Raw genomic sequence first — 10,015 nt, 5'->3', positions numbered from 1 at the left:
CTTTTAGGATCAGCGAGTGAATGTGGTGCATAAGGGAGACTTTTTCAGTGAGCCTTTTAGGCTCAGGCCGGCAATAGAGGCTTTCAGCCGAAGAACAAACCTCCAGTTCACACTGGAGGTTTTGATTGTTGACAAAATTTTAAAAGTCTAATAAAATCAAAACATACCAACAGTATGTTTTGGGAGGATGAGTAAAAATGTCACATAGATATGACGCAGAAAGTACAAGGTATGAGATTCTGAATATTGCAGCAGACCTTTTTATACAACAAGGTTATGAAAAAACGTCGATCAATCAAATTGTCAAAAAACTAGATGGACTAACAAAGGGTGCGGTATATCACCATTTTGAATCAAAAGAAGCTATATTGAATGATGTGATTGCTCTAATGCTGCCGGATAAGACAAGATTGCATGAAATTGAAATGAATAAAAGTCTAACCGGATTGGAGCAATTACAGCAACTGTTTCTCTTTAGCATGCATGATGACAAACTGCAGACTAATAGTCGCAAAGTAGCACCATTAATGGAAAATCCAGCTTTCTTTTTAAAACATCTCGAACAAACCAAAGAAACTTATCTGCCCTTTGTTTTAAAGTTTATTCAAGCAGGCAATAAGGATCAATCTTTACATACGGCTTATCCAAAACAAGTATCTGAGGTGGCGTTATTCCTCTTAAATACTTGGTATATGAACGCTCTGTATTCAGATACAGTTAACGAATTTTGGGATAAAGTTGCTGTTTCACAATTTATTTTACAGCAATTAGGTGTTAATATTTTAGCCGATGACGTTATCAATCAAATAAAGCAGCTTGTCGGTACTCAATTAGACGGAGTGAAAGATAATGAATAAATTAAGAATTGTGGGTTTATGTCTGCTAGGTTTGTTATCAGCAGCAGGATTATTTATCAGCAGTACCTATTTGTTTAATCAAATAAAATTAAAACAGGAAGTTAAACAGATTCAGCAATATGGCAGAAAAATTCCAATGTTCGACGGAGAGATAAATATAGTTGATCAGGGTACTGGTAAGAACACTATTATTTTACTACCCGGTTACGGCACGGCTTCACCGTATTTAGATTTTAAAAAATTAGCAGATAGCTTAAGCATGGAGCATCGAGTTATTGTTATTGAACCGTTCGGCTATGGCTTAAGCAGCCAAACGGCACGTCCTAGAACAAAAGAAAACATTGTTGAAGAATTTCAAAAGGTGATTCGAACATTAGATTTAAAGTCATACTCATTAATGGGACATTCAATTGCCGGGCTGTATGCAGTTAATTATGTTAATCAATATCCTGATGAACCAGTTAAAGCATTTATCGGTATTGATTCGAGTGTTCCTGAACAGCCTATGGAAAAACCTAATTTAGGCTTTTATAACTTTCTAAAAACATCAGGTTTGATGCGTTTAATGATAGCGGCCTCTCCGGAAAAAACGTTAGGAACGGCAGATAACGTTAGACAACTATCAATGATTACCTTTAAAAATTTAACATCAAAATCGATAGAAAATGAGCTTCAACATTTATTTGAAAACTTTGCGACATCAAAAAATTTAACTTTTCCAAAAGAGCTGCCGGTTATGCTGTTTGTGGCAGATAATGATGATTCCATGCCACATTGGAAAGAGATGCATCAAAAACAAGCCGCACATTCAATTAATGGTCAAATGCATTTTTTGAAAGGACCTCATTATCTTCACCGAGAACAGGCAGAAAAGATTAGTCAAGAGACGTCTTCATTTTTAAAACAAGTTAAACCTGGTTACTAATATTTGTCAGATGTCATTGAATAAATTAAGATAAAACTATAAAGAGAGGAATGGTGGTTTTTATGCTAATAACAACAACAGAGAAAATTCCAGGGAAAGACTATGAAATTATTGGTGAAGTTTTTGGGTTAACAACACGTTCTAAAAATATGTTTAAAGATTTTGGAGCAGGTCTAAAAAGTATGGTAGGTGGAGAAATTAGATCGTATACAGAAATGCAAAGAGATGCTCGAGACCAAGCGATTGACCGTTTGAAAGAAGAAGCAACCCATGTTGGTGCAGATGCGGTTGTGATGATGCGTTTTGATTCAGGAACAATCGGTCAGGAAATGCAGTCAGTCGTGGCTTATGGTACGGCAGTTAAATTTAAATAATTGATTAAAACGTTGGAGATATGATGATTACCCATCATTTATTCCAGCGTTTTTCTTTACAAGCAGTCAATCCATGGTACACTATTGAAGCTATAAGAAAAGATAAGCAACTTGATTGCTTAATAGATAAAGGATGTTAAATATGAGTCAAAATAAATTTCAGCTGTTCGGATTAGATGACAATATTATTAAAGCGTTAGATACGCTAAACTATACTATGCCGACTGACGTACAAAAACAAGTAGTTCCCATGTTGTTAGAAGAAAAAGATATCATCGTCAAATCGCAAACAGGCAGTGGAAAGACAGGTGCTTTTGCGATTCCAATCTGCGAACTGATTGAATGGGAAGAAAGAGCGCCGCAAGTTTTAGTGCTTTCGCCAACTAGAGAGTTAGCAACACAAATCAAAGATGAAATATTTAATGTCGGACGTTATCGCAGAATTAAAGTCGAAGCAATATTCGGTAAAAGTTCCTATCAATCACAAGTGAAAAACCTTAAGCAACGGACGCATGTTGTTGTTGCTACTCCAGGTCGACTACTTGATCATTTATCACGTCGAACGATTGATTTAAGAAAAATAAAAATGGTTATTATTGATGAGGCTGACGAGATGTTTGCAATGGGCTTTGTCGAGCAGATAGAACAGGTACTTCAAGTCTTGCCTAAACCACATACGACCGCTCTATTTTCAGCAACGATGCCGGAAAGAATAAAAAAATTAGCTAAAAAGTACATGAGACAGCCACATTATATCGAAATCAAGTCGACTGCTAGTGCTAAACAGCGTATCGAGCAGCAATACGCAACGGTTGCTGATGATCAAAAGATTAACGCTTTAAAGGATATTCTAGTTGTTGAAAATCCTGACAGCAGCATGATTTTCTGTAATACTAAAGTGATGGTTGAAACGGTAACGAAAGAATTAAAACATTTAGGTATGTCTGTTGAGATGCTGCACGGCGGCATGGAACAGACTGATCGGACAAAGGTTGTACAAAACTTCAAACGTGGCTATTTCCGTAATTTGGTTGCGACAGACGTAGCAGGTCGCGGAATTGATGTGTCAGACATCAATTTAGTTGTGAATGTTGATTTACCGGATAAGCCGGAAATTTATGTCCACCGGATTGGTCGTACTGCTCGTTCTGGTAAGACAGGTAAGGCGATCTCTTTAGTAAATTCTCATGATAAACAAAACTTTGATGCAATTTTAACTGCTCAAGATCGTTTAATTGAAGAAATAAATTTACCAAGCAAGTCGCAAGTTGACCAAATAAAATATGACTTTTGGAAAAAACAAGAACAACGACCTAAGATTAAAAAAGAAAAAAGTGTTAATTTCAGTCAAGATATTATGAAAATTCATATCAATGCTGGTAAAAAGACAAAAATGCGTCCGGGAGATGTCGTAGGGGCCTTGTGCAACATTGAAGGTATGACGGCTGATGATATTGGTGTTATCAATTTAATGGATATTTCGACTTTTGTTGAAATTTTAAACGGTAAAGGTGAAATGGTTCTTAAGACACTGCAACAGATGCCGATCAAAGGACGTATGCGCCGTGTTAGCCGTGCTAATGAGTCTGATTATGAGCGTGATTTGAAAAGAAATTAAAGCTTGAAAAACCAAGGAGAGTTGATAAATGGGATCTGAGTATGAAACAATTCAGTATCAAGATAGTCAACTGCTGGTTTCATAGATTATTAAAGATAGTAAGACCGCTAAACCATTCTGTTCATCACACTGGCATAAGTCGCTTGAAATTTCTTTTATTATTCACGGTCAAATCGATGAATTTAATATTAATTTCACACCTTATGCAACTAAGCCGGGTGATATCTTGAAGTACATAATATTATCTCAGAGATATCATGATGATAGTTTTGATTTAACTGGATCGATAGATATCGACGTTCCAAACGAACATGAACTGATTATTATTCGGAAAAACAAAGCCTATACTATTTGGTCTCAGCTTAAGGCAAATCTTAAAACAGGAAAATTTAATATAATTGATAATAATGGTTTAGTATTCTGCCAAGATTAATTATTGCCTTTTCTCATCATGAGAAGAGGTTTTTTTATTTACAGTGATATACTGCTATTTATTAAAGGTAGTGGAATTGAAAATAAGTATGCTTGTCTTTTTATTTGCTTTTCACAATATTCAGAAAAATATTTTGGATAAAACACGAATATTTACATTTATTTTACAATTAGCATACGGGGAAAATGCTATTAAAAAAAATTTTTTATGATAGAATGTAAGGGAGTTAATCGAAATTAAGGAGGATGGAGAAGTTGTTTAATAAAAATCTTTTTAAGAAGGTGACTATTGGTTTAATTAGTTTTGCAGCTTTAGGCGGAATTTTTTCAGAAGCAGGGCATGCAGAAACTATAACTAGCACAACGTCGATATCACAAAGTACCACTACTGCTAAAAACTCTAGTCCGACAGTAACAATGACGACTAAAGCTTCGGAAACCACAACAGGTACTAGTGAAGTGAAAGAGCCAATCAGTAATGTGAAAATTATGCATACGAACGATATGCATGGACGTTTGGAGTATATTGAGGATAAGTATAGTCCATCTATTGGTATGGGAAGAGTCAAAACATTTAAAGATAGCCAGAAACCGACTTTATTAGTTGATGCTGGTGATGCAATGCAAGGTTTGCCTATATCAAATCTAACCAAAGGGATGGATATGGTAAAAGCAATGAATGCAGTCGGTTACGATGCGATGACATTGGGGAACCACGAATTTGATTTTGGCTTAGACACTGCATTGGCTTATAAAGATAAGCTTAATTTCCCAATTGTTTCTGCTAATGTCTTCTATAAAGATGGCACTCGTCCGTTTAATTCGTATACGATTGTTGAAAAAGATGTTAACGGTCATAATAAATCTTTTGCGCTTATCGGTTTAACAACACCAGAAACATCAGTAAAGACACACCCAAAAAATGTCGAAAAAATTATGTTTAAAAAACCAGCACCTGTTGCGATTGAAACAATTAAAGAGATTGGCGACAAGGCAGATTATTTTGTTTTTATGACACATTTAGGTGTTGATGAAACGACGTTGGAAGATGAAACCAGTACTTATTTAGCTAAACAATTGGCTGCAGCATATCCAGAAAAGCAGATTGTTATTGCAGATGGTCATTCTCATACAGCTTTACCTAATGGTCAAAAAGAAGGCAATGTTTTGATTGGTCAAACTGGAAATCATTTGAATAATGTTGGTATGATGACAGTCGCTGGTGAAGGAAAAAACACTGTGAAAGAAGCCAAATTACATCCTTTTTCTGAATTAAAATCATTAACACCAGATCCAAAGGTTGAGGCAATTGTACAAGAGGCAAAAGCTAACTTCGACAGTGAAATGTCAAAAGTCGTTTTGAAAAATAATCCGGTTGTTTTGAACGGAGAACGTGATAACGTCCGGAGTCGAGAAACTAACTTAGGTAATATGATTGGTGATGCTCTTTATTATTATGGTCAAACTGGCTTTAATGAACCAACAGATTTTGCTGTCATGAATGGCGGCGGAATTCGTCAATCCATTGACTCAGGTGAGGTGACAAAAGGTGATATTATCGGTGTCATGCCTTTTGGGAATACAGTATCTCAAATAAAAGTGTCTGGCAATACAATTTACAATATGTTTGAACACTCATTGCGATCAATTCATGTAATGGATGATCAGAATAAGGTAGTCTTAGATGAAAAAGGTCTGCCTAAATTAGGTGCCAATGGTGGATTTTTACAAGTTTCAAATTCAATTAAAGTGGCATATGATTCTAATTTACCGGGCACGAACACCGAAACAGGCGTTGTCGGCAAACGTGTTTTATCCATCAAAATAAAAGACCGTTCTGGAAAATTTATTGATGTACCAAGAAATAGTACAACTATGTATAATATGGCTACGAATGACTTTTTAGCTGCTGCAGGAGACGGGTATTCAATGTTAGGCGGTCAAAAAGAGGAAGGTCCATCAATGGATCAAATTTTCTCAGATTTCTTACAAGCAATCGGTGGTGAAGCAGAAAGTAATATTAAAAATATTGCTGAACAACACTATAAATTAACTGATTATTCTAATCAATTTCCTTACGAGCGGATTGTTCCCACTAAACAAACTGTAACAACTGAAACTGATAAATCGTTAGCGAAGCGAATAAAAGAATTAGAAAAATTATCAAAAAATGATTATACTGCAAATAGTTGGCAGACATTTGAAACTGAATTGATGGCCGGAAAGACGGCCTTAGCAAGCGGTGACAAAAATTCTATAGATGAAGCCTTGAAAAAATTAACAGATATTGAAAAAAATACACTAATTTCAACTAAAGATCTAAGTACATTAGTTGCTAAAGAAAAACAAAAACAAGAAAAAGATTATACGTCAGTTTCTTGGCAAGCATTTAAAAAAGCTTTGTCTGAAGCTGAAGAGTTGTTAGCACGAAGTCAAGATGTAAAGGAAATTATTACAACAGAGATGATTAACGAAACCCAGAAAAAATTAGCTCAATCATCAGAAAAATTGGTTCAACAAACGCCAGTAACGTCAGATACGTCTAAAACTAATCCAACCATTCCAAAAACTGGAGGAAATACGGCAAGTGGCGGATCGACAAATAAAGTAAATAATACTGTGTCTAAGCTATTACCTAAAACAAATGAACAAGCTAGTCAAGCAGGTATCGCAGGTCTGATTATTTTGGGAGTGACAGGTGTTATCTATTATTGGAAAAAACAAACAGATCATGCAGCGTGATCAATAAAATACAAAAGTCGAGAGTATATACACTCTCGACTTTTGTATTTTGATAACTATCTTTAAAGTATCGGCAAACTAAATTGACATACACTGAAACCTAGGTATAATAAAATTTATTTTAAAGTAAGGGTGATAGAATGATTTCTGAAAATAATAAGGAACAATTAAGTCCATTTGAATTAAGTCTGTTATTAGAAAAAAAAGTAAAGGAGAAAGATAGTAGTATCTCAAATTTACTAAACGCAGGACGTGGCAACCCGAATTGGATTGCTCCTATTCCTCGAGAAGCTTACTTTCTGTTAGGTCAGTTCGCACTATCTGAGGTGAGTTTGTCTCAATCAGGATTAACAGCCGATATGATTAACCAAAATGAGAATAGAGAATCTCGTTATCTGTCTTTTTTAGCGGCACATAAAAGTGAAGGGGCCGATTTATTACATGAAATCTGGTCAGATAATAATTCGTATCTTGGTATGTCTAAAGAAAATTGGCTAGCGAAAATGTTAGATTACATAATCGGGGATAATTATCCCCAGCCGGTTAGAGTGTTAGACGCCTGTGAACAACCGATAAAACAGTACCTTAACCAGAAATTATTTTTGAACCAGCAAACACCTTTCGATATTTTTTCTGTTGAAGGGGGTACGGCGGGTATTTGTTATTTGTTTGATACATTAGTCAATAATTTCTTATTAAATAAAGGTGATAAAATCGCATTGATGCTACCTATGTTTGCTCCATACTTGGAATTACCAGAGTTGCCACATTATGAATTTGATATTGTTAAAGTAAACGCCAAACAAACAATGCTTCATGGAAAATTAACCTACCAATATCCCGAAGAAGAATTAGCTAAGCTGAAAGATCCATCAATTAAAGCAGTTTTTGTCGTAAATCCAAGTAATCCCACTGCAAATGCCATGTGCGATTCGTCAATTGATCAAATTAAACAGATTGTTTCAGCAGATAATCCGAACTTGATGATTTTAACGGATGACGTTTACGGGACATTTGTACCGAAGTTCAGATCGTTATTTGCTGAATTACCTAAAAATACAGCTTGTATTTATTCGTATTCAAAATATTTTGGCGCAACTGGATGGCGTATTGGCAATATAATTATCGGGAAAGACAATATATTTGATAAATTAATTGCAGACTTGCCGATGTATGAAACAGAAAAATTAACAAAGCGTTATTCCTCAATGGATATCAGCGATGCAGCTATTCCTTTTATTGACCGATTAGTAGCGGACAGTCGCGATATCTCATTGAATCATGCTGCGGGAGTGTCAGCACCGCAACAAGCAATGATGGCATTATTCAGTCTATATGCGCTGCTGGATTCAGAAGAAAAATATAAAAAAGAAGTGATGGGCATATGTCATAGAAGAGAAGAACTACTCTTTCAAACAATTGGTTTAGATGAGCCGTTACAATCTTTAAATACCGCATACTATTGCGAGCTAAACTTAAACTATTGGCTGCGGAAACGGTATGGTGCTGATTTCACTGATTATTTAGTTAAGACATCAACAATTACAGAAATATTGACCGAATTAGCAGTGGCGGAGGAATTATTAGTGCTTAAAGCCAATGGTTTTGGGAGTGATGACTGGGCGATTCGGATATCTCTAGCCAACCTGCCTACAAAGGACTACCAAGAAGTGGGTAATCGTTTAATACGGTTATTTGATCGGTTAAAACAAAATTGGAAAAGTCAAATGATGATTGGTGGACACTAATACACGTGTTATGATAACTGGATCAATAAATAGTATGAGGTTACCTCACGTGTTAAGATTTATTAGAATAATTCGTTAATGTTTATTAATTGAATACCGAGTGAAGAATCTAAAGAATCTTTAGATTTATTCAGTTGTGTAAAATTGTGACAGTAAGTGAAAAGTATCACAAAAAATATTTGTGGTGTTTTTTTATTTATTGGAAAAAAGAAAGGGATAAATAGACCATGAATTATACATTTATAAAAGATTACCGCGATAATAAGAAGCTAGTCGCTAGTTTTATTGGACTTGCCAATACTATTTTTCAAATAGATTTCTCAGATTGGATGGCTTTAGGTTATTGGGATAATCACTATATACCGTATTCTTTGTTTAATGAGGGAGAAATCATTGCAAATGCATCAGTGTATAAAGGCGGTATTAAAGTGAATGGTACAGAATTGAATGTTATTCAAATCGGTACTGTCATGACGAAATCTGCTTATCGTCATCAAGGATTAGCAGAGTATCTGTTAAAAAAAATAATTAATGATTATCAGCAAGAAACGGATATCATCTATTTATTTGCAAATGAGACAGTGTTGGATTTTTATCCAAAATTCGGATTTAAAAGAGTTAATGAATTAAACTTTAGACAAATTACTAAGAATCTAAAACAAACAAAGCAAGGGATATATAAAACTAGTTTTCCTGATGTTCAGTATGATATTGAGAGAATTATCAATGTCCGCTATTCGAATCAGTCGCTATTGTCATTTACCGATTTTGAAAGTTTAAGTTTATTTTATGCATCAACGGTATTTTGCGATGCTTTATACTATATTTCTGACTTATCCAGTTATATTTTGTTCGAAAAGGAAGAACACATACTTCACATATACGATGTCATATCTGAAAGACCTGTCAACGTTTCTGACTATATATCTTATTTGCCGGTTAATGATGTTGATGAAATTATTTGGCATTTTCCAGTTAATAGCTGTGATGATGATTTAATTATTCAAGAACAGGCCGAAGATGACGATGCATTATTTGTTTTAGGCGGAGTTGACTATTTTAAGAATATCAAATTACCGTTAGTGACACATTGTTAGAAAAAATATCGAAAGATTGTTGATAAAAAATCAACAATCTTTTTATTATATGTTTTGAAAACCACCTGCTATGCGGGTGGTTCAGAAGAGCTTTCAGCGTGGTATAAAAAAAGTCTCCTAAAATGATAAGATATATTTGGTTTCCCGACCACGAAATATCAATCATTTAGGAGGTCCCTTATGAAAAAGGACAATCAAAGTTTATCACACACAACATGGAAA

At 34.9% G+C, this 10,015-nt stretch carries 8 protein-coding genes; all 8 read left to right on the top strand.

Annotation, left to right across the window (positions count from 1 at the left end; all coding sequences use genetic code 11):
* Positions 1 to 197: 197 nt before the first annotated feature.
* The 8 genes from CBF37_RS11255 to CBF37_RS11220 all read left to right on the top strand — a co-directional run bounded on the left by CBF37_RS11255 (position 198) and on the right by CBF37_RS11220 (position 9,793).
* A complete protein-coding gene (locus CBF37_RS11255) occupies positions 198 to 857 on the top strand; it encodes a TetR/AcrR family transcriptional regulator (protein WP_125984851.1) in 660 nt (219 codons plus the stop codon).
* Positions 850 to 1,782: an alpha/beta fold hydrolase gene (locus tag CBF37_RS11250; protein ID WP_125984850.1), complete on the top strand. Its 933-nt coding sequence runs from the start codon at positions 850 to 852 to the stop codon at positions 1,780 to 1,782. The genes CBF37_RS11255 and CBF37_RS11250 overlap by 8 nt, the downstream gene beginning before the upstream one ends.
* Positions 1,783 to 1,844: 62 nt before the next feature.
* Complete coding sequence (locus CBF37_RS11245; RefSeq protein ID WP_125984849.1) at positions 1,845 to 2,156, top strand: heavy metal-binding domain-containing protein; 312 nt, start codon at positions 1,845 to 1,847, stop codon at positions 2,154 to 2,156.
* A 142-nt stretch (positions 2,157 to 2,298) separates the two neighbouring features.
* Complete coding sequence (locus CBF37_RS11240; RefSeq protein ID WP_125984848.1) at positions 2,299 to 3,774, top strand: DEAD/DEAH box helicase; 1,476 nt, start codon at positions 2,299 to 2,301, stop codon at positions 3,772 to 3,774.
* Between the two features lie 226 nt (positions 3,775 to 4,000).
* Positions 4,001 to 4,207 carry a hypothetical protein gene (locus CBF37_RS11235; RefSeq protein WP_125984847.1) on the top strand — a complete coding sequence of 69 codons (207 nt, stop codon included), beginning with the start codon at positions 4,001 to 4,003 and terminating at the stop codon, positions 4,205 to 4,207.
* Between the two features lie 254 nt (positions 4,208 to 4,461).
* Entirely contained in the window at positions 4,462 to 6,948 is a 2,487-nt protein-coding gene (locus tag CBF37_RS11230; RefSeq protein WP_165866718.1) for a 5'-nucleotidase C-terminal domain-containing protein, read from the top strand.
* A 140-nt stretch (positions 6,949 to 7,088) separates the two neighbouring features.
* The gene (gene aspD, locus CBF37_RS11225; protein WP_125984845.1) at positions 7,089 to 8,696 is read left to right on the top strand and encodes an aspartate 4-decarboxylase; all 1,608 of its coding nucleotides are present in this window, start codon (positions 7,089 to 7,091) and stop codon (positions 8,694 to 8,696) included.
* Between the two features lie 227 nt (positions 8,697 to 8,923).
* On the top strand, positions 8,924 to 9,793 hold the full coding sequence (locus CBF37_RS11220) for a GNAT family N-acetyltransferase (protein WP_125984844.1): 870 nt from the start codon (positions 8,924 to 8,926) through the stop codon (positions 9,791 to 9,793).
* Positions 9,794 to 10,015: the final 222 nt, after the last annotated feature.

Origin of the sequence: Vagococcus vulneris, from assembly GCF_003950515.1 — a bacterium.
In the GTDB taxonomy this organism is placed as follows: Bacteria; Bacillota; Bacilli; order Lactobacillales; family Vagococcaceae; genus Vagococcus; species Vagococcus vulneris.
The sequence above is the reverse complement of the archived record's forward strand: the minus strand, read 5'-3'. Positions and strand labels throughout refer to the sequence as shown.